The sequence below is a fragment of the Mycobacterium sp. E787 genome, from assembly GCF_001668725.1.
In the GTDB taxonomy this organism is placed as follows: domain Bacteria; phylum Actinomycetota; class Actinomycetes; order Mycobacteriales; family Mycobacteriaceae; genus Mycobacterium.
Map to the genome: position 1 here is coordinate 80509 of NZ_LZKL01000042.1, position 20199 is coordinate 100707.

19 protein-coding genes are annotated in these 20199 nt (G+C 67.4%); 12 read left to right on the forward strand and 7 right to left on the reverse strand.

The features are described 5' to 3' along the window. Positions 1–7 precede the first annotated feature (7 nt). The gene (locus tag A5705_RS09100) at positions 8–913 is read left to right on the forward strand and encodes an SDR family oxidoreductase (RefSeq protein ID WP_068276954.1); all 906 of its coding nucleotides are present in this window, start codon (positions 8–10) and stop codon (positions 911–913) included. 210 nt (positions 914–1123) lie between these two features. Here A5705_RS09100 and A5705_RS09105 read toward each other — a convergent pair whose 3' ends face one another. Genes A5705_RS09105 through A5705_RS09115 form a run of 3 tightly spaced genes read right to left on the reverse strand, consistent with a single transcriptional unit; the run spans position 1124 to position 3152 of the window. Then, the gene (locus A5705_RS09105) at positions 1124–1570 is read right to left on the reverse strand and encodes a nitroreductase family deazaflavin-dependent oxidoreductase (RefSeq protein WP_067873152.1); all 447 of its coding nucleotides are present in this window, start codon (positions 1568–1570) and stop codon (positions 1124–1126) included. 12 nt (positions 1571–1582) lie between these two features. Then, entirely contained in the window at positions 1583–1969 is a 387-nt protein-coding gene (locus A5705_RS09110; protein WP_067873155.1) for a hypothetical protein, read from the reverse strand. A 7-nt stretch (positions 1970–1976) separates the two neighbouring features. Then, complete coding sequence (locus A5705_RS09115; RefSeq protein ID WP_067873158.1) at positions 1977–3152, reverse strand: steroid 3-ketoacyl-CoA thiolase; 1176 nt, start codon at positions 3150–3152, stop codon at positions 1977–1979. A gap of 181 nt (positions 3153–3333) precedes the next feature. Here A5705_RS09115 and A5705_RS09120 point away from each other — a divergent pair, with 181 nt between their 5' ends. The 7 genes from A5705_RS09120 to A5705_RS09150 all read left to right on the forward strand — a co-directional run bounded on the left by A5705_RS09120 (position 3334) and on the right by A5705_RS09150 (position 10319). Continuing rightward, entirely contained in the window at positions 3334–4587 is a 1254-nt protein-coding gene (locus A5705_RS09120; protein WP_067873161.1) for a cytochrome P450, read from the forward strand. 17 nt (positions 4588–4604) lie between these two features. Beyond that, the gene (locus A5705_RS09125; protein WP_067873164.1) at positions 4605–5675 is read left to right on the forward strand and encodes an acyl-CoA dehydrogenase family protein; all 1071 of its coding nucleotides are present in this window, start codon (positions 4605–4607) and stop codon (positions 5673–5675) included. Next, entirely contained in the window at positions 5666–6829 is a 1164-nt protein-coding gene (gene fadE29, locus A5705_RS09130; protein WP_067873167.1) for an acyl-CoA dehydrogenase FadE29, read from the forward strand. Before A5705_RS09125 ends, fadE29 begins: the two co-directional genes overlap by 10 nt. Continuing rightward, entirely contained in the window at positions 6826–7779 is a 954-nt protein-coding gene (locus A5705_RS09135; protein ID WP_067873170.1) for a bifunctional MaoC family dehydratase N-terminal/OB-fold nucleic acid binding domain-containing protein, read from the forward strand. Before fadE29 ends, A5705_RS09135 begins: the two co-directional genes overlap by 4 nt. Before the next feature lie 8 nt (positions 7780–7787). Next, positions 7788–8177, forward strand: a complete 390-nt coding sequence (locus A5705_RS09140; protein ID WP_197516875.1) for a MaoC family dehydratase — start codon at positions 7788–7790, stop codon at positions 8175–8177. Next, positions 8177–9346 (forward strand): lipid-transfer protein, encoded by a 1170-nt coding sequence (locus tag A5705_RS09145; protein WP_067873176.1) that lies wholly within the window; start codon positions 8177–8179, stop codon positions 9344–9346. The genes A5705_RS09140 and A5705_RS09145 overlap by 1 nt, the downstream gene beginning before the upstream one ends. A 127-nt stretch (positions 9347–9473) precedes the next feature. Further along, the gene (locus A5705_RS09150; RefSeq protein WP_067873179.1) at positions 9474–10319 is read left to right on the forward strand and encodes a DUF559 domain-containing protein; all 846 of its coding nucleotides are present in this window, start codon (positions 9474–9476) and stop codon (positions 10317–10319) included. 104 nt (positions 10320–10423) lie between these two features. On the opposite strand, the gene A5705_RS09155 is transcribed toward A5705_RS09150, so the two are convergent. From A5705_RS09155 to kstD, 4 genes are all read right to left on the reverse strand, one after another. After that, positions 10424–11371 (reverse strand): adenylate/guanylate cyclase domain-containing protein, encoded by a 948-nt coding sequence (locus A5705_RS09155; RefSeq protein ID WP_067873182.1) that lies wholly within the window; start codon positions 11369–11371, stop codon positions 10424–10426. Positions 11372–11449: 78 nt separating this feature from the next. Then, complete coding sequence (locus A5705_RS09160; RefSeq protein ID WP_067873185.1) at positions 11450–13204, reverse strand: patatin-like phospholipase family protein; 1755 nt, start codon at positions 13202–13204, stop codon at positions 11450–11452. A gap of 86 nt (positions 13205–13290) precedes the next feature. Further along, positions 13291–14151 (reverse strand): MaoC/PaaZ C-terminal domain-containing protein, encoded by an 861-nt coding sequence (locus tag A5705_RS09165; RefSeq protein ID WP_067873188.1) that lies wholly within the window; start codon positions 14149–14151, stop codon positions 13291–13293. A 1-nt stretch (position 14152) separates the two neighbouring features. Beyond that, on the reverse strand, positions 14153–15835 hold the full coding sequence (kstD, locus tag A5705_RS09170; RefSeq protein ID WP_068276977.1) for a 3-oxosteroid 1-dehydrogenase: 1683 nt from the start codon (positions 15833–15835) through the stop codon (positions 14153–14155). 72 nt (positions 15836–15907) lie between these two features. Between kstD and A5705_RS09175 the strand changes: the two genes are divergently transcribed. The 4 genes from A5705_RS09175 to A5705_RS09190 all read left to right on the forward strand — a co-directional run bounded on the left by A5705_RS09175 (position 15908) and on the right by A5705_RS09190 (position 20059). Further along, positions 15908–16693, forward strand: a complete 786-nt coding sequence (locus A5705_RS09175; RefSeq protein ID WP_067873191.1) for a 2-keto-4-pentenoate hydratase — start codon at positions 15908–15910, stop codon at positions 16691–16693. A gap of 41 nt (positions 16694–16734) precedes the next feature. Next, positions 16735–17655 (forward strand): acetaldehyde dehydrogenase (acetylating), encoded by a 921-nt coding sequence (locus A5705_RS09180; protein ID WP_067873194.1) that lies wholly within the window; start codon positions 16735–16737, stop codon positions 17653–17655. After that, positions 17652–18716, forward strand: coding sequence for a 4-hydroxy-2-oxovalerate aldolase (gene dmpG, locus A5705_RS09185; protein ID WP_068276957.1), 1065 nt, complete (start codon positions 17652–17654; stop codon positions 18714–18716). The genes A5705_RS09180 and dmpG overlap by 4 nt, the downstream gene beginning before the upstream one ends. A gap of 137 nt (positions 18717–18853) precedes the next feature. After that, positions 18854–20059 carry a PPE family protein gene (locus tag A5705_RS09190; RefSeq protein ID WP_067873201.1) on the forward strand — a complete coding sequence of 402 codons (1206 nt, stop codon included), beginning with the start codon at positions 18854–18856 and terminating at the stop codon, positions 20057–20059. The last annotated feature ends 140 nt before the right edge of the window (positions 20060–20199 follow it).

The window sequence follows — 20199 nt, forward strand, 5'->3', positions numbered from 1 at the left end:
AAGGAATATGGGATTGGTCGACGGCCGTGTCGTCATCGTCACCGGAGCGGGCGGCGGTATCGGCCGCGCGCACGCACTGGCCTTCGCGGCCGAGGGCGCGCGCGTGGTGGTCAACGACATCGGGGTGGGCCTGGACGGTTCGCCCGCCGGCGGCGGCAGCGCGGCGCAGGGCGTGGTCGACGAGATCAAAGCGGCCGGTGGGGAAGCCGTCGCCGACGGATCGAACATCGCCGACTGGAATGAAGCCGCCGGTCTGGTCCAAAACGCGATCGAAACCTTCGGTGGGCTCGACGTTTTGGTGAACAACGCCGGCATCGTCCGGGACCGGATGATGGCCAACACCAGCGAGGAAGAGTTCGACGCCGTCATCGCCGTGCACCTGAAGGGCCACTTCGCCACGATGCGCCACGCCGCGTCGTACTGGCGGGGCCTGTCGAAGGAAGGCAAGAAGGTCGACGCGCGGATCATCAACACCAGTTCCGGCGCGGGGCTGCAGGGCAGCGTCGGGCAGGGCAACTACAGCGCCGCCAAGGCGGGGATCGCGGCGATGACCCTCGTCGGCGCGGCCGAAATGGGGCGGTACGGCGTGACCGTCAACGCGATCGCGCCGTCGGCGCGCACCCGCATGACCGAGACCGTCTTCGCCGAGATGATGGCAACGCAGGACCAGGATTTCGACGCGATGGCGCCGGAGAACATCTCGCCGCTGGTCGTCTGGCTCGGCAGCGCCGAGTCCCGCGACGTCACCGGCAAGGTGTTCGAGGTCGAGGGTGGCAAGATCCGCGTCGCCGAGGGCTGGGCGCACGGCCCACAGATCGACAAGGGCGCCCGCTGGGATCCGGCCGAGCTCGGTCCCGTCGTCGCCGACCTGCTGGCCAAGGCGCGGCCGCCGGTCCCCGTCTACGGCGCGTAAGGCGCCTCGTCCGCGCCGAGCGTGCACTCACGGCAAGATTTCCGCCCGCCGATTTTGCGCGCTGGCTTCACGCTCGGCGCGGCGGTTCGCACACCACCAATGGGATCACCCGCGCCGACCCGGCCGCACACCCCGATGCGGACGCGCGCAAGTACTTGAGCAGCAGCGCTATTGGTCGGGAATCGCGGATACCGTGTCGGCTCGACAACGTTACGGGTCGCAGATGACGATCGGGATGGTCCGGTCGGTCCAGGATTGATAGTCGTCGAACGACGGATACATGTCGACCAGCTTCGGCCAGTACTCCGCACGCTCTTCGGCCGTCGCGTCGCGTGCCTGCAACTGCAGCACCTCGTCCTTGATCTGCACGGACACTTTCGGCTCCGCCTTGAGGTTGAGGTACCACATGGGGTGCTTGTCGCTGCCGCCCCTGGAGGCAACGAGGATGACGCGGTCACGCTCCCGCAGGTAAAGCAGCGGGCTGACCCGCGGTTCGCCGGTCTTTCGTCCGGTCGTGGTCAGCAGGGCGACCGGGCTCTTTTGGAAAGTGCCGCCGAGCTTTCCGTTGCTGCGCTTATAGATCCAGGCGTTGCCGCGTGACATCCACTTCATGAAGACGGTGACCCAGGGCGAATTCAGTGCTCGTGGTTTTTCCATGTACTCGATGCCTCAACGCTGAATGAATGGGTGGAACCGAACCTTGATGTGGTGGATTGCCGCCTCGCCGCTTGGGCTTTCGGCCGGGATGACGAAGGTCTCGTCGACCCGCGCCCCCAGGCGACGACCGCCGACGGCCGCCTTCGTCAGCACCGCGTAGGTCGCGTGCACCTCGTCGCCCGCGATGCGGTAATCCGGCGGCGTCGCGTCGGCGATGACCCGGTACTGAGGTCCGCGATTGAGGCTGCGCCGCAAATGCTTTCCCGAGAACCCGTTCTTGATCCCCTGCTCGATGCGAGTACAGCCGTCCGCGAAGGGAACGGCATCGCCGTCGTGGCTGACGAGCGCGTCGATGTAGGCCTGCGCCGCGGCGATCCGGCTCTCCTCCGGGACGTCCACCGACGCGCTAGATGCGCTCGATGATGGTGCCGGTGGACAGGGCGCCGCCCGCGCACATGGTGATCAGGGCGGTGGTCTGGTCGGTGCGCTCCAGCTCGTGCAACGCGGTGGTGATCAGCCGGCTGCCGGTGCTGCCCACCGGGTGCCCGAGCGCGATCGCCCCGCCGTTCACGTTCACCTTGGCCATGTCGGGTTCGTGCACCCGTGCCCAGGACAACACCACCGACGCGAAGGCCTCGTTGATCTCGGTGATGTCGATGTCGCCCATCTTCATCCCGGCCTTCTCCAGCACCTTAGCCGTCGATTGCACGGGACCGTCCAGGTGGTAATAGGGCTCGGCGCCGACGAGCGCCTGGCTGACGATCCTGGCCCGCGGCCGCAGTCCGAGCGCCTTGGCCTTGTCCTCGTCCATCCACAACACCGCCGCGGCGCCGTCGGAAATCTGCGACGACGTCCCCGCCGTGTGGATGCCGCCCTCGAGGACCGGCTTGAGCTGGCTCAACCCCTCCATCGTGGTGTCGCGCAGGCCCTGGTCGCGGCTCACCATGTGGCGTTCGCTGGTGGGCTGCTTCTGCTCGTCGAGCACCGGCGCCTCGATCGGCGAGATCTCGCGGTCGAAGCGCCCCTCCTCCCAGGCCCGCTTGGCGCGCAACTGCGACTGGAAGCCCCAGGCGTCGATGTCCTCGCGGGTGATGCCGCGGCGCTTGGCGATTCGCTCCGCCGCGGTGAACTGGTCGGGCAGATCGATGTCCCACGACGCGGGCCGCAGGATGCTGCGGTCGGGACCGGCGTTGGCGCCGAGCCCGACGCGGCTCATGGCCTCGATTCCGCACGCGATGCCGATGTCGATGGCGCCCGCCGCGATCAGGCCGGCGACGAGGCCGTTGGCCTGCTGGCTGCTGCCGCACTGGCAGTCGACGGTCGTGGCGCCGACGTGCTCGGGCAGGCCCGCAACGAGCCAGCTCACCCGGGTGATGTTGTTGGACTGTTCGCCGAACTGCGTGACGCAGCCGCCGACTACCTGCTCGACGTCGCCCGCGTCAAAGTCGGCTTGCAAGCCAGCCTTTTCGACCAGTGCCTTTTGCACCGCGCCCAAAAGCTCGGTGGCGTGCAGTCCTGAGAGCCATCCATTGCGTTTGCCGATCGGGCTGCGGGTGGCTTCAACGATTACCGGGTTACCCATGGGGCCAGGCTAGAACACGTTTCATTACTATGACAAGCGACGATGCTTCGTCGCCTTTTTTCTACGGTGGAGGCATGTTTTACTGGCAACAGAGCTCCACTAGGAGAGCTAGTGTCCTGGGATCGCCGATCAGAGGCCAGTCGCCGGACCAGCATAGGACCAGCAGTTAAGGAGAAGCAGCGTGCCCAGCCCCAACCTTCCGCCCGGGTTCGATTTCACCGACCCCGACATCTACGTCGAGCGGATCCCCGTCGAAGAGTTTGCCGAGGTGCGCGCCTCCGCCCCGATCTGGTGGAACGAACAGGCCCCCGGCAAGGGCGGCGGCTTCCACGACGGTGGCTTCTGGGCGATCACCAAGCTCAACGACGTCAAGGAGATCTCGCGGCGCAGTGACGTCTTCTCCAGCTACGAGAATTGCGTCATCCCGCGGTTCAACGACGACATCGCGCGCGAGGACATCGACCTGCAGCGGTTCGTCATGCTGAACATGGACGCGCCGCACCACACCCGGCTGCGCAAGATCATCTCCCGCGGTTTCACACCCCGCGCCATCGGCCGCCTGCGCGGCGAACTCAACGAGCGCGCCCAGAACATCGCCAAGGCCGCGGCGGCCGCCGGCTCCGGCGACTTCGTCGAGCAGGTCGCCTGCGAACTGCCGCTGCAGGCGATCGCCGATCTGCTCGGTGTGCCGCAAGACGACCGCGACAAGCTCTTCCGCTGGTCCAACGAGATGACCGGCAGCGACGATCCCGAGTACGCCGACATCGACGCCAAGGCGTCGTCGATGGAGGTGCTCACTTACGCGATGCAGATGGCCGCGCTGAAGTCGGAAAATCCCGGCGACGACATCGTCACCACTTTGATCAACGCCGACATCGATGGCGAAAAGCTCTCCGACGACGAGTTCGGCTTCTTCGTGATGATGCTGGCGGTGGCGGGCAACGAGACCACCCGCAACTCGATCACGCAGGGAATGATGGCCTTCGCCGACTTCCCCGACCAGTGGGAGCTCTTCAAGAAGGAACGCCCGGAAACCGCGGCCGACGAGATCGTCCGCTGGGCCACCCCGGTGACGTGCTTCCAGCGCACCGCCCTCGAGGACTATGAACTGTCCGGTGTGCAGATCAAGAAGGGCCAGCGGGTGGTGCTGTTCTATCGGTCGGCCAACTTCGACGAGGAAGTCTTCGAAGATCCGTTTACCTTCAACATCCTTCGCGACCCCAACCCGCACGTCGGCTTCGGCGGCACCGGAGCGCACTACTGCATCGGCGCCAACCTGGCCAAGATGACCATCAGCCTGATCTTCAACGCCGTGGCCGACCACATGCCCGACCTGAAACCGCTGTCGAAACCCGAACGCCTGCGGTCCGGTTGGCTCAACGGCATCAAGCACTGGCAGGTCGACTACACCGGAAAATGCCCGGTGAGTCATTGATAGATTCGAAAACGACGATGGACTTCGACCTCACCGCCGAGCAGCAGGCCGTCGCCGATGTGGCGACCGCCGTGCTGGCCCGCGATTTGAGTTGGGACGCCCTGGTCGGCGGCGGCCTGACCGCGCTGCCGGTGCCGGAACGCCTCGGCGGCGACGGCGTGGGGCTGCCCGAGGTCGCCACGGTGCTGACGGAAGTCGGTCGCCACGGCGCGATCACGCCGGCGCTGGCCACGCTGGGATTCGGCGTGGTTCCGCTGCTCGACCTGGCGTCCGACGAGCAACAGGACCGCTTCCTGGCCGGGGTCGCCGAGGGGGGCGTGCTGACCGCGGCGCTCAACGAGCCGGGTGCGGCGCTGCCCGACCGGCCCGGCGTGACGTTCGCGGGCGGCAAACTGTCGGGCACCAAGATCGCCGTTCCCTATGCCGAGCAAGCGGATTGGATGTTAGTGACCGCTGACAGCGCGGTCGTGGTGGTGTCACCCAAGGCCGACCGCGTGCGGTTGCTGCGCGCCCCGACGTCCAACGGCTCGGACGAGTACACCGTCACGTTCGACGGTGTGGCGGTTGGTGATTCGGACGTGCTGGCGGGTGCCGCGGCGCACCGGGTCAACCAGCTGGCGCTGGCCGCGACGGGCGCCTACGCGGACGGGCTGGTGGCCGGGGCGCTGCGGCTCACCGCCGACTACGTGGCCAACCGCAAGCAGTTCGGCAGGCCGCTGTCGACGTTCCAGACCGTGGCGGCGCAGCTCTCGGAGATCTACATCGCCTCGCGCACGATCGATCTGGCCGCGAAGTCGGTGGTGTGGCGGTTGTCCGAGGGTCGCGACGCGGACGACGATCTGGATGTGCTCGGCTACTGGATCGCCTCGCAGGCGCCGCCGGTCATGCAGCTCTGCCACCACCTGCACGGCGGCATGGGCATGGACATCACCTACCCCATGCACCGGTACTACTCCACGATCAAGGACCTGTCCCGGCTGCTGGGCGGGCCCTCTCATCGCCTCGATTTGGTGGCGATCGCGAGCGCGGCGGAGCCGGGCGCGGCGGGTCGCCACCCAGATGACCTGGTGGGAGCGCAATGTTCATAGACCTGACCCCGGAGCAGCGTCAGCTGCAAGCCGAACTGCGGGAATACTTTTCGAACCTGATCTCGTCCGACGAGATGAAGGCGATGGAGCAGGACCGGCACAACGAGGCCTATCGCGCGGTCATCCGGCGGATGGGGCGGGACGGCAAGCTCGGGGTCGGGTGGCCGAAGGAATTCGGCGGCTTGGGCTTCGGGCCGATCGAGCAATCGATCTTCGTCAACGAGGCGCATCGGGCCGACGTGCCGTTGCCGGCGGTGACGTTGCAGACGGTCGGCCCCGTGCTGCAGCAGTTCGGCAGCGAGGCGCAGAAGAAGAAGTTCCTGCCGGCGATCCTGGCCGGCGAGGTGCACTTCGCGATCGGTTACAGCGAGCCCGAGGCCGGGACCGACCTGGCTTCGCTGCGCACCACCGCCGTGCGCCAGGGCGATGAGTACATCGTCAACGGCCAAAAGATGTGGACCACCGGCGGGCACGACGCGGACTACATCTGGCTGGCCTGCCGCACCGACCCGGAAGCCGTCAAGCACAAGGGCATTTCGATCCTGATCGTCGACACGAAGGATCCCGGCTACTCCTGGACGCCGATCATCCTCTCCGACGGTGCCCACCACACCAACGCCACCTACTACAACGACGTGCGGGTGCCCGCCGACATGCTGGTCGGCGAGGAGAACGGCGGATGGCGGCTGATCACCACCCAGCTCAACAACGAGCGGGTGATGCTGGGCCCGGCGGGACGGGTAGCCGGCATCTACGACCGGGTGCACGCCTGGGCGTGCAAGCCGGGCAGTGACGGCGTCACGCCGATCGATCACCACGACGTCAAGCGGGCGCTCGGCGAGATCAAGGCGATGTGGCGAATCAACGAGCTGCTGAACTGGCAGGTGGCCGCTGCGGGCGAGGACATCAACGTAGCCGACGCCGCGTCGACCAAAGTGTTTGGCACCGAGCGCATTCAGTACATCGGTCGGCTGGCCGAGGAGATCGTCGGCAATTATGGCAACCCCGCCGATTCGGACACCGCGGAACTGCTTCGGTGGCTCGACTCGCAAACCAAGCGGAACCTGGTCATCACCTTCGGTGGAGGCGTGAACGAAGTGATGCGTGAAATGATCGCGGCCGCCGGCCTCAAAGTGCCGAGGGTGCCCCGATGACGGATATCGCCGACGCCGTCGCGGAGATCAAGGCGGCCGGCGATCCCAAGCCGCGCGCCGGCCGCGACCCGGTGAACCAGCCGATGATCAACAACTGGGTCGAGGCCCTCGGCGACCGCAACCCTATCTATGTCGACGAGGACGCGGCCCGCGCGGTCGGTCACCCCGGAATCGTCGCGCCGCCGGCCATGATTCAGGTGTGGACGATGTTCGGCCTCGGCGGGGAGCGTCCGAAGGACGATCCGATGGGCCCCATGATGAAGCTGTTCGACGACGCCGGCTACATCGGCGTGGTCGCCACCAACTGTGAGCAGACCTACCACCGCTACCTTCAACCGGGCGAGCAGGTCAGCATCACCTCCGAGATGGGCGACGTGGTCGGGCCCAAGCAGACGGCGCTGGGCGAAGGTTATTTCATCAACCAGCACATCATCTGGCGGGTAGGTGACGAGGACGTCGCCGAAATGAACTGGCGCATCCTCAAGTTCAAGCCGTCCGCGCCGGGGCGCGCCGTCCCCGACGACCTCGATCCCGGCGCCCTGATGCGTCCCTCGTCGTCGCGGGACACCGCGTTCTTCTGGGAGGGCGTCAAGGCGCACGAATTGCGGATTCAGCGCCGTCCGGACGGAAGCCTGCAGCACCCGCCGGTGCCGGCGGTGTGGCAGGCCAAGTCCGATCCCATCGACTACGTGGTGGCCGGCGGCACGGGCACGGTGTTCAGCTTTGTGGTGCACCACGCGCCGAAGGTGCCCGGACGCACGCTGCCCTTCGTCATCGCCCTGGTGGAGCTCGACGAAGGGGTGCGCATGCTGGGCGAGCTGCGGGGGATCGAGCCGGCCCGAGTGCAGATCGGAATGCCCGTGCGCGCAACGTATATCGACTTCCCGGCCGGGGACAGCGGACCGGAATGGACCCTCTACGCCTGGGAGCCTGCGGAGGCCGGGGCATGAGCGCACCGGTGATCGAGGTGGGCACGGTGTTGCCCGAGCTCAAGCTCCACGGGGATCCCACTTTCATCATCTCGACGGCGCTGGCCACCCGCGACTTTCAGGACGTGCACCACGACCGGGACAAGGCGCAGGCCAAGGGCTCGAAGGACATCTTCGTCAACATCCTCACCGACACCGGGCTGGTGCAGCGCTATATCACCGACTGGGCCGGTCCGTCGGCGCTGATCAAGTCGATCGGGCTGCGGCTCGGGGTGCCGTGGTACGCCTACGACACGGTGACGTTCTCCGGTGAGGTGACCGCCGTGGAGGGCGGGTTGATCACGGTGAAAGTGTTCGGCCGCAACAGCCTTGGCGACCACGTCATCGCGACGGTGACGCTGACGATGGGGGATGCGTGATGTTTTCCGGCCGGGCCGCCATCGTCGGGATCGGGGCAACCGACTTCTCGAAGGACTCCGGGCGCAGCGAGCTGCGGTTGGCGGCCGAGGCGGTGCTGGACGCGCTGGGCGATGCCGGCCTGAGCCCTGCCGACGTCGACGGGCTGACCACGTTCACGATGGACAGCAACACCGAGGTCGCCGTCGCGCGTGCGTGCGGGATCGGTGACCTGAAGTTCTTCTCCAAGATCCACTACGGCGGCGGGGCGGCGTGCGCGACCGTTCAGCAGGCCGCGATGGCCGTCGCGACCGGGGTGGCCGACGTCGTGGTCGCGTACCGGGCCTTCAACGAGCGCTCCGGCATGCGGTTCGGCCAGGTGCAGAGCCGGTTGGCCGGTGACGGTGGGGCCCAAGCCGATTCGACGACGGCCGACAACGCCTTCTCATATCCGCACGGGCTTTCCACGCCGGCCGCGCAGGTCGCCATGATCGCCCAGCGCTACATGCACCTGTCCGGCGCGACGAGCCGGGATTTCGGGGTGATCTCGGTGGCCGACCGCAAGCACGCCGCCAAGAACCCCAAGGCGTACTTCTACCAGAAGCCGATCACCATTGAGGATCACCAGAATTCGCGGTGGATCGCCGAGCCGCTGCGGCTGCTGGACTGCTGCCAGGAGACCGACGGTGCGGTCGCGATTGTGGTGACCTCCGTCGAACGCGCGCGGGACCTCAAGCAGCGACCGGCCGTGATCGAGGCGGCGGCGCAGGGTTCCAGCGCCGACCAGTACACGATGGTCAGCTACTACCGGCCCGAGCTCGGGCTGCCCGAGATGGGTGTCGTGGGCCGGCAGCTCTGGGAGCAGTCCGGGTTGTCGCCGTCGGACATTCAGACCGCGATCTTGTACGACCACTTCACGCCGTTCACCCTGATTCAGTTGGAGGAGTTGGGATTCTGCGGTCGCGGCGAGGCGAAGGACTTCATCGCCGACGGCGCCATCGAGGTGGGCGGACGGCTGCCGATCAACACCCACGGCGGCCAACTCGGTGAGGCCTACATCCACGGGATGAACGGTATCGCCGAGGGCGTGCGGCAATTGCGCGGCACCTCGGTAAACCCGGTGCCCGACGTCGAGCATGTGTTGGTCACGGCCGGCACGGGTGTGCCGACGTCGGGCCTGATCCTGGGGTAATCCTCTGCTGCCGTGCCGAACGCGCGGCTAGCCGCACGTTCGCGTTCGAGTGTGCGGCCAGCCGCACGTTCGGCGAACTGTTGATAGTTGAAGTGACGTTGATGGCACTGCCTGCGAGGCTGCCGTCGTGCGCGAGCCATTCATCGGCAACGAGGCCATCGCGGCAGGCGCGATGTCCAAGTCCCAATTGGCTACCCGCTTTCGTCGATTGTTCCCAGACGTCTACGTGGAGCGTGATGTCGGCATCACCGCCGCCCTACTCGCCAAAGCCGGGTGGCTGTGGACCGGACGCCGAGGTGTTGTCGCGGGATTTGCCGCGGCCGCTCTGCATGGCAGCAGATGGGTCGATGATGGACTGGTCGTGGAGTTGATTCACGACAATCGGCGCACTCCGCCTGGAATCCAGGCACACGGGGACCGTATCGACGAGGACGAAATCAAGCTGGTGGGCGGTGTGCCGGTCACTTCGTCGGTCAGGACGGCACTGGACTTCGGCTGTTGGTATCCGACCATGACGGCGGTGGCCGGCATCGACGCCCTCGCCAGAGCAACAGAGATCAAAGCTGCCGATGTTGAGCTGCTGGCTCGGAGATACCCCGGGCGCAGAGGCATCGTGCGAGCCCGCCAAGCGGTAACCCTGTTCGATCCGGGTGCACAGTCGCCCAAAGAGTCCTGGTTGCGCATCGTGTTGATCCAGGCGGGCCTGCACAGACCGCAGACACAGATTCCGGTGCGCGACGAGGCTGGCAATGTGTTCGCTTACCTCGACATGGGCTGGGAGGACCTCAAGATCGCCGTCGAATACGACGGCGATCAGCATCGCAGCGATCGCCGCCAATACAACTGGGATCGCCGGCGACTGGAGAGGCTCGACCGACTCGGGTGGACCGTCATCCGGGTGGTGTCAGGGGACCGGCCCGCCGATATCGTTTGCCGTGTTCGTGACGCAATGGCCGGGCGAGCGTGCGGCTAACCGCACACCCGCCGCCGACGGTGCGGCCAGACGCACGTTCGGCGCGCAAAGAAGGCGCCCAAAGAAGGCGCCCAAAGAAAGGCGCCCAAGGAAGGTGCGGTCGGCTACGACCGCGCCAGGACCGGAAAGACGGTCTCCATTCCGCGCCGGCCCTTGATCGCTACCTGCTCGGCGTGGCCCCAGGCGTAGTGCGCCTCGACGGCAGCGTGCACGCGGGAGCTCACCATCACGTCGGGATGCCCGGCCCGCCCTGCGATGCCGGCCAACCGGAACGCCACGTTCGTCGCGTCGCCGATCACGGCCGTTACCGTCCTCGTCATCGCGGCGATCGCGGCACGGCCCTGCACCACCCCCCAGCCCATGCGGATCGGCGAACCGTCCGGTGCGCGCAGCGGGAGCGTGGGCCCGAGCTCCCCGACCCTCCGGTTGGCGGCGAGCGCGAAGTCGATGGCGAGCTCGTTGGCCGTGGGAATCGTCCGCAGTTCCCACACCGCATACAGCGCGTCGCCGGCGTAATGGTTGAGCGTGCCGCGGTGGGCGCGCAGCACGAGGTTGAGCTCGTGCCACAGATAGTTCAGGCTCCGGGCGATCACCCGGTTGTCGGTGACTTCCGAGATCGTCGAGTAGTTGGTGATGTCCCCGACCACCATCACCATCGTCTCCTCGACGATCCGGGTCAGGGTCGGGCTGGTGTTGGTCACCCCGGCGGCGTTGAACCGGTCCGATCGGAAGATCAGCACGGCGTCGCCGACGGAGATCTGATCGTCGGGCCTGAGGGGGACCTGCACGGCCCGCTCCAGCGGCATGCCGTTGAGCAACGTCCCATTGGTGCTGACGTCGATGAGGAACGCCCGGTCGGTGGCGACGTCCAGACGGATCTCGAGGTGGTTACGCGAGATGTTCGGATCGGGGATCACCAGTCGGCGGTGTTCGTCGATCCCGGCGCACTGCCGGCCGACGAACAGCTGATCGAAAATCGGTACGCTCTTCTCGCCGCCGTTCATGTGCATGACGAGATGGGCCAACGGCTTGTCCCACCAATCGGAGCGCATCGCTTGACGACCTAGCTGCACACGAAGCTGTCTGCTGCAGAGGTAATAGTACAAGCTGCGGAGAACGCGAACAGCCGGTCAGCCAACGAGCGTCGGCTGTGCCTCGAGGGCCGCCCGGGCGGCGATCCGTCCGGCTTCCAGGGCGGCATCGATGTTTTTGAAGTCCAAGGGACCGATCGCCGAGACGTCCGGCTCGATGATCGCCGTCACCCGGGGCATCTCGCGTAGGTTTCCCTTGGGCGCGGCCAACTCAACGCTGCGAAGCAACGTCTCCTGCAGCGGCGGCAGGGCTGCGTCCGTGCCGGTCAACAGCCGCCGGACCACCGCGGGCGGCTGCAGCTTTTCCGGCAGCGGACCAAAGCCCTTCGACGGCACATACGTTCGGCGGAGATCGACGCAGATGACCTCGCCATCCGGGTCCGCGCACATGACGTCGGCCGGCAGGATGTTCAGCAGTCCACCGTCGACGAGCAGCCGCTCGCCATACCGCACCGGCGGCAGCAGACCGGGGATCGAGATCGATGCGCGCACGGCGACCCACAGCAGCCCCCGCCGATGGATGACCTGATCGCCCGTGATGATGTCGGTAGAGACTGAGAAAAACTCTTTCGGCAGATGCTCGATCAAGGTGGTGCTGCCGAAGAATCCTGCAATCAGCCGGTCGACACGGCGACCTCGGGTCAGGGCGACCGCAGGGATCGTGTAGTCGCTGACCGGCCTGGTCTCCGCAACGTACTTCCGTGCCGCGGCGGTGCAATCCCTTGCGTCCAACCCGAGCGCGAACGTGGCGGCAGCCAGGGCACCGGAACTGGTTCCGGCGAACCGGTCGATGACGACGCCCGCGCGGGTGAGCTCCTCGTAGACGCCGTAGTGCGCGAGCCCCCGCGCGCCGCCACCGCCCAGCGCGAGGCCCAGGGATCGGCCGGCAATTCTGCGGGCCAGAGCGCCGATGCCGTCGTTGTCGGCGGCGTGATGCGAGACCGGGTGCAGCAGATCGAACCAGCTCGGATCCGGTACGACGTTGCACGTGACGAGGTGGACCGGCCGTTGGGTGGCGGGTGGATCGAACCCTTCCGGGTGATGGGCTTGATCCGCCAGGACCACGAGTCGATCGCTTTGCGCGACGACGTATCGGCGCCAGACATCGCCCGAACCTCGATCGGCCACCAGCAAGACCCAATCGTTGCTGCGCTCCACCCGATCGAGGGTCTCGCTGAACGCTTCGACGAGCTCGCCATAGTGACCGGCTGTGGCCGTCGTGTCGACGGGCGGCGCAACCACCGCGGTCCGACCGTACGAGCCCAAACGGGTCGCGATGGCGTCGACGATCGGGGCCGCGGCCACATCCCCGGTCGACAGCACACTGACGACTCGAAGACCCCGAGAGACGTTGGCGGATCGTGACTCGCGAAGCGTGCCGGCCATCGCTCGGAACATCGCCGATTGCAGCTGCGGAGCCTTCGCCAGCACCTCGGTGAACGTGTCAGCGGCGATCCGCCAGACGACGCCGTCCCGAAGGGCCCGTATCCCGGCCGACCGAACGGCGCCGGTGATCACGCCCAGCTCTCCGATCGACTCACCGGTCGCCATCTCGCGAAGCACCTGTCCATCGGGGCCGACGGCCGCGAATCGCCCGGAGGCGATGAGATAGACGGCGTCGGAGGGTTCTCCCATGTGAAAGAGCCAGTCGTTGGCGGGGACGTGTCGGCGATCTACGGCGAGCGAAAGTTGGTCGAGTTGTTCGTCGTCGATCTCAGCGAATATCGGGATACTGCGCAGCGCGGTTCGTTCGTCGGTCACATTCGGTTCGGGTGACCGCCCGTCGGGGCTCATGGGGTGCAGCTGTCAGTGTCCCTGCCCGCAACCTGGGCGCCCAGCATATTCCGCAGTTTAGCTGTAATCGGCCCGCGGCAAAGGCGCTACGCAGGGACCAGTTCGACCCCGGAGAGCACGACGGCGTTGTCGCGCGACGGCGCGACGACGCCGGCCAGGAACCGGCCGTTCTCCTTCCAGATGCCGACCTTGAGCGTCTCGCCGGGATAGGCCACGCCGGCGAAGCGCGCGCCGTAGGCCGCGACGGCCCCGGCGTCGCCGTCCAGCAGCGCGTCGGTGATCGCCTTGCAGGTCATGCCGTAGGTGCACAGGCCGTGCAGAATCGGCCTGGGAAAGCCTGCGGCGGCGGCGAATTCGGGGTCGGAGTGCAGCGGGTTGCGGTCGCCGCAGAGCCGGTACAGCAGCGCCTGCTGCGGCAGGATCGGCACGTCGACCTCGAGGTCGGGCGCCCGATCCGGCGTCGCGTCCGACGAGGACGGGCCGCGTTCGCCGCCGAATCCGCCCTCGCCGCGGGCGAAGATCGACCGCCGCTGCGTCCACAGCAGGGTCCCGTCCAGGGCGCTGGCGGTCGTCTCGCTCCAGATCACCGCGGCCTTGCCCTTGTCCCAGATGTCGGTGAACCGGGTGACGGCGGTGGCCGAGCCCGACGGCGGCAGCGGCCCGGGCACCTCGACGCGTTCGCTGGCGTGCAGCACCCTGCTCAGCTCGATGTCGATGCCGGGAAACTGCACCGTCGGCGGCTTCGTCATGTGGAAGGAAGCCGCGACGTTGGCGAACGTCGGCAGCACCTGCGGGGTGTCGTCGACAAGGTAGCGCAGCTCGCGCGGGTCCATCGGATCCGCACCGGCCCCCAAACCCAGGTGGTACAGCTGGATGTCGCTACTGCTCCAAGAGAATTCGATGGGCTCCAGCTCGGCGCTCAGCGCCACGTCTACATCGATCGGCATGTCAGTTACCCCCCGCGATGTGAAGCGCGGCCAGGTAACCGAAGGTCATCGCCGGCCCGATGGTGCCGCCCGGGCCGGGATAGGTGTGCCCCATCACGGGTGCGCTGACATTGCCCGCGGCGTAGAGGCCCTCGATGATGCTGCCGTCGTCGCGCAGCGCGCGGCCGTGCACGTCGGTGCGGATGCCGCCCTTGGTGCCCAGGTCGCCGGGCACCATCTTGGCGGCGTAGTAGGGCGCGTGGCTGATCTCGCCGAGGTTGGGATTGGGCTTGTTGGTGGGGTCGCCGTAGTAGCGGTCATAGGCGCTTTCCCCGCGGTGGTAGTCCTCGTCGACGCCTGAGCGCGCGAAGCCGTTGAAACGCTGCACGGTGGCTGCCAGCTCATCGCCCGGCAGGCCGGCCTTCTCGGCCAGCTGCGCAAGGGAATCGGCCTGCACGATCACGCCTGAGTCCAGCCACTTGCGTGGAATGCGTTGTCCCGGTTGCAGTCCCGCGAAGATGTAGCGGTCGCGGTATTGCTGGTCGAACACCAGCCAGGCCGGGATGTTCTCGCCGGGCCCCGGGCCCTGGCCGTATTCGCCGCCGTACATGTGATGGCAGGCCTCGACGTAGGGCATCGACTCGTTCATGAACCGCTTGCCCGACATGTTGACGATGATCGAGCCCGGGGAATTGCGCTCCGACAGGGCGAACCACGGCGCGCCCACCAACGGCACCGTCGGGCCCCACCAGGCGTCCTCCATCAACTCCAGTGCGGCACCGAGCTTTTCGCCCGCGACGATCCCGTCACCGGTATTGGCCTTGGCGCCGACCGTCCACTCCGTGGTGATCGGGGCGCGCTGGTACTTCACCCGCATCTGCTCGTTGTGCTCGAACCCGCCGCTGGCCAGGATCACGCCGCGCCTTGCCCGGATCAGGCGCGGCTCAGCCGATTCCGACGTGCCGGTGTCGCGGACGTAGACGCCCCGCACCGCCCCGTCCTCGACGTAGAGGTCCGTGAGCGCGGTGTTCAGCACGACCGGAACGCCGGCGCGCTGCAACCCGATCCGCAACGGCCCGATCAGCGCGCGTCCCATGCCCACCAGGTTCTTGCCGGTCGCCTTGGCCCACATGGTCCGCGCGCCGACCTTCAGGCTGCGCGCCACGCCGCGCGGGTGCCGTTTGAGCTGGTTGAGGCGCACGTAATCCTGTTGCATCACAACCACGTTGAGCGGGACCTTGCCGTAGGCCGGTTCCAGGCCGGCTTCGTCGGGGCCCAGCTTGCGGGCGTTGAACGGCTTGGGTTCGATCGACCGGCCCTCCGCGCGGCCACCCGGCGCCTCGGGGTAATAGTCGGAGTAGCGCGGCACCCAGCACATCTTCAAGGGCGTGTGCTTGAGCACGAAGGAGAGCATCTCGGGTCCGCGCTCGAGGTAGGCGTCGATGCGCTCCGGTTCGACGATGTCGCCGATGATGCCGTGCAGGTATGTGCGGGCGGCCTCCGGGGAGTCCCGCACGCCGTCGCGCTTGAGCACCTCGTTGTTGGGAATCCAGACCCCGCCGCCCGACCGCGCCGTGGAGCCGCCGAAATGGGGGGCCTTCTCGATGACTACTGTCGATAGGCCGTGGTGCGCGGCGGTGAGGGCGGCCACCATGCCGGCGCCGCCGCTCCCCACCACGACGACGTCGTACTCCTGCGCTGTCATGTAGAACACGTTATAGAATTGCTCGGGTTGGGCGCTACCGGCCCGGTCACAAGAACGAGGGGACTTCGGTAAATGCTCACTGTTGCGATCCGCGACGAGCTGGCCGCCGACCTGGCGCAGGCCGAGCGCAGCCGCGAGCCCATCGCCCCGCTGACCGCCCGATACCCCGAGATCGACGTCGTCGACGCCTACGAGATTCAGCTGATCAACATCCGCCAGCGGGTGGCCGAAGGCGCGCGGGTGCTCGGGCACAAGGTGGGCCTGTCGTCCCTGGCGATGCAACAGATGATGGGCGTCGACGAGCCGGACTACGGCCACCTGCTCGACGAGATGCAGGTCTTCGAGGACACCCCGGTCAAGGCCGGCCGCTACCTGTATCCGCGGGTTGAGGTCGAGGTGGGTTTCATCCTCTCCGAGGACCTGCCGGGAGCGGGTTGCACCGAGGACGACGTGCTGGCGGGCACCGCGGCCCTGGCCCCGTCGATCGAGCTGATCGACACCCGCATCACCGACTGGAAGATCGCGTTGTGCGACACCATCGCCGACAACGCCTCGTCGGCCGGCTTCGTGCTGGGCGAGGCGCGAGTGTCGCCGGCCGACATCGACGTCAAGGCGATCGACGCGGTCCTCAGGCGCAACGGCGACGTGATCGCCGAGGGCCGCAGCGACGCCGTGTTGGGCAATCCGGTGACCGCGGTCGCGTGGTTGGCCCGCAAAGTGGAAAGCTTCGGGGTGCGGCTGAAAAAAGGCGACATCGTGTTACCCGGATCGTGCACGCGAGCGATAGATGCACGCGCCGGCGATGAATTCGTCGCCGATTTCTCGGGACTCGGTTCCGTGCGGTTGTCCTTTGAATAGCGTCGGATTAGTTTTGAATTAGTCCAAAAACAAGGAGCATCATGCCGTCCAAGGCGAGTGTGGCGATTGTCGGGTCGGGAAATATCAGCACCGATCTGCTGTACAAACTTCTCCGATCGGACTGGCTGGAGCCGCGCTGGATGGTGGGCATCGACCCGGAGAGCGAGGGCCTGGCGCGGGCCCGCAAGCTGGGCCTGGAAACCACTCACGAAGGGGTCGACTGGCTGCTGGCGCAGTCCGAGAAGCCCGATTTGGTGTTCGAGGCGACCAGCGCCTACGTGCACCGGGACGCCGCGCCCAAGTATGCGGCCGCGGGAATCCGGGCCATCGACCTGACACCGGCCGCGGTGGGCCCCGCGGTGATCCCGCCGGCGAACCTGCGCGAGCATCTCGACGCGCCCAACGTCAACATGATCACCTGCGGGGGACAGGCGACCATCCCGATCGTCTACGCCGTCAGTCGCGTCGTCGAGGTGCCGTACGCCGAGATCGTCGCCTCGGTCGCGTCGGTCTCCGCGGGGCCGGGCACCAGGGCCAACATCGACGAATTCACCAAGACCACCAGCAAGGGCGTCGAGACCATCGGCGGCGCCAAACGCGGCAAGGCGATCATCATCCTGAACCCGGCCGACCCGCCGATGATCATGCGCGACACCATCTTCTGTGCCATCCCCGAGGACGCCGACCGCGACGCGATCGCGAAGTCCATCCGCGATGTGGTGGCCGAGGTGCAGACCTACGTGCCGGGGTACCGGCTGCTCAACGAGCCGCAGTTCGACGAGCCCTCACTCAACTCCGGGGGCCAGGCCGTCGTCACGACGTTCGTCGAGGTCGAGGGCGCCGGCGATTACCTGCCGCCGTATGCGGGCAACCTCGACATCATGACCGCCGCGGCCACCAAGGTCGGCGAGGAGATAGCGAAGGAATCGCTGTCGACGACGGCGGGAGGAGCGCAAGCATGAGCGTGCAGGACGAGATTTTCTTCAACCCGATCTGGGACGTGCGGATGACCGACACGTCGCTGCGGGACGGTTCCCATCACAAGCGCCATCAGTTCACCAAAGACGAAGTGCAAGCCATCGTGGCCGCGTTGGACGCCGCGGGCGTGCCGGTCATCGAGGTGACGCACGGCGACGGGCTCGGCGGGTCCAGCTTCAACTACGGGTTCTCCAAGACACCCGAGCAGGAGCTGATCAAGCTCGCGGCCGAGACCGCCAAGGAGGCCAAGATCGCCTTTTTGATGCTGCCCGGGGTCGGCACCAAGGAGGACATCAAGGAGGCCCAGAACAACGGCGGGTCGATCTGCCGCATCGCCACCCACTGCACCGAGGCGGACGTCTCCATCCAGCACTTCGGGCTGGCGCGCGAGTTGGGCCTGGAGACCGTCGGGTTCCTCATGATGGCCCACACCATTCCGCCGGAGAAGCTCGCGCAGCAGGCGCGCATCATGGCCGACGCCGGCTGCCAGTGCGTCTACGTGGTCGACTCGGCCGGGGCGCTCGTCCTCGAAGGCGTGCGCGACCGGGTGGCGGCGCTCGTCGCCGAGCTCGGCGACGACGCCCAAGTGGGCTTCCACGGCCACGAAAACCTCGGGCTGGGGGTGGCCAACTCGGTGGAGGCCGTCCGCGCCGGAGCCAAGCAGATCGACGGCTCCTGCCGCCGCTTCGGGGCCGGTGCGGGTAACGCGCCCGTCGAGGCGCTGATCGGGGTGTTCGACAAGATCGGCGTCAAGACCGGCATCGACTTCTTCGACATCGCCGACGCCGCGGAGGACGTCGTCCGACCGGCCATGCCCGCCGAATGTCTGCTCGACCGCAACGCGCTGATCATGGGCTACTCGGGCGTCTACTCCAGCTTCCTCAAGCACGCCGTGCGCCAGGCCGAACGCTACGGCGTGCCCGCGGCGGCGCTGCTGCACCGGGCCGGTCAGCGCAAGCTGATCGGTGGCCAGGAAGACCAACTCATCGACATCGCTTTGGAAATCAAGCGTGAGCAGGAAAGTGGCGCCGTCGTAACGCACTGACACGGGCGTTCTCATCGGGTTCCGGTGTGTGCCGGGGGCCGTAGCTCTAGAATTCTTTGAATCTGGCGAAGGCGCTGAACCTCCGCCGGTTTTGGCTTAGCTTCGTTGTATCGACTGATGCGCTGCTAGGGGATGATGTGAGCTTCTTTGGGTTGCCGCCGGAGATCAATTCGCTACTGATGTACTCGGGAGCGGGTTCGGGTCCGATGCTGGAGGCCGCGGCGGCCTGGAACGGGCTGGCGTCCGAGTTGTCGTCCGCGGCCCAGTCGTTCGCGTCGGTCACCTCGAACCTGGCGAGCCAGGCGTGGCAGGGCGCGGCCGCGCAGGCGATGGCACAGGCGGCGGCCCCGTATGCCTCGTGGCTGAGTGCGGCGGCAACTCAAGCGGCCGGGGCGGCGGCACAGGCCCAGGCGGTCGTCAGCGCGTTTGAGAGTGCGGTGGCGGCGACCGTGCATCCGCTCGCGGTGCAAGCCAACCGCAACGGCCTGGTTCAGCTGGTGATGAGCAACCTCTTCGGCCAAAACTGGCCGGCGATCGCGGAGACGGAATTCAACTACCTGGAGATGTGGGCCCAGGACGTGGCGGCGATGGTGGGCTATCACGGTGGCGCCTCGGCGGCAGCCGGGCAACTGCTGGCGGGCCAGGCCAGCCTGCCGGCCATCCCCAGCCTCCCCGGCCTCGGGGGGATCGGCGGCAACTCGAATCCCGCGGGCGGCACCGCCGCCGTCGCGGGTGCGGGTGGAGCGGCCGGTGCGGGCGGCGGTGGCACTCAGGCCAACGCGAACGTGGGCGGCGGCAGCAGCGGAGCGGGGGCCGTCAGCGCGGGCGCCGCGGCGAGCACCGGAGGTGTGGACAGCAGCTACGCCGGCGCCGCCCCGGGCGCCGACGCCAATGCCGACGTCGCTGCGACGGGTACGGGCGGCACCTACCTGGGCACCGGAAACGTCGGCGCGGCGAACGTCGGCGCGATGAATGTCGGCGGCATGAACCCCGGCATGATCGGCGCCGGCGGCATGGGAGCGATGATGATGGCGTCCGCGGCGATGAACTCGTCGGCTTCGGGGACCCCGGGGACGGGCATGCCGGTCCCCGCCACGGCGCCCGCGGAGGAAACCGAGACGCCCGCCGTGCCGCCGGTCGAGGAAGCGCCGGCACCGGAAGTCGTAGAGGCGCCGGTTCCGGTCGCCGCCACACCTCTCGCGAGCACGCAGGCCGCGGCGGGACCGGCCGCAGAGATCTCGGCCATCAAGCCGAAGGCGGCGGAGGCGCCGGAGGCCGGCGAGGGCGAAAGGCTGGCCGTGGAGGCACCGATGCCGGAGCCCCCACAGGCCCGGGCCAACTGAGATCCGCGCGCATCGGCCACCCATTTTCGACCGTTTTCGCGCACGTAGCCGTAGTTGAACGCGGCGACGAAATGGCTCGGCCTCTTCGATGTGGGCACGGCCATGCCGGGCTGTTCGGCCTCGGCCGGTTTTGGCGCGGG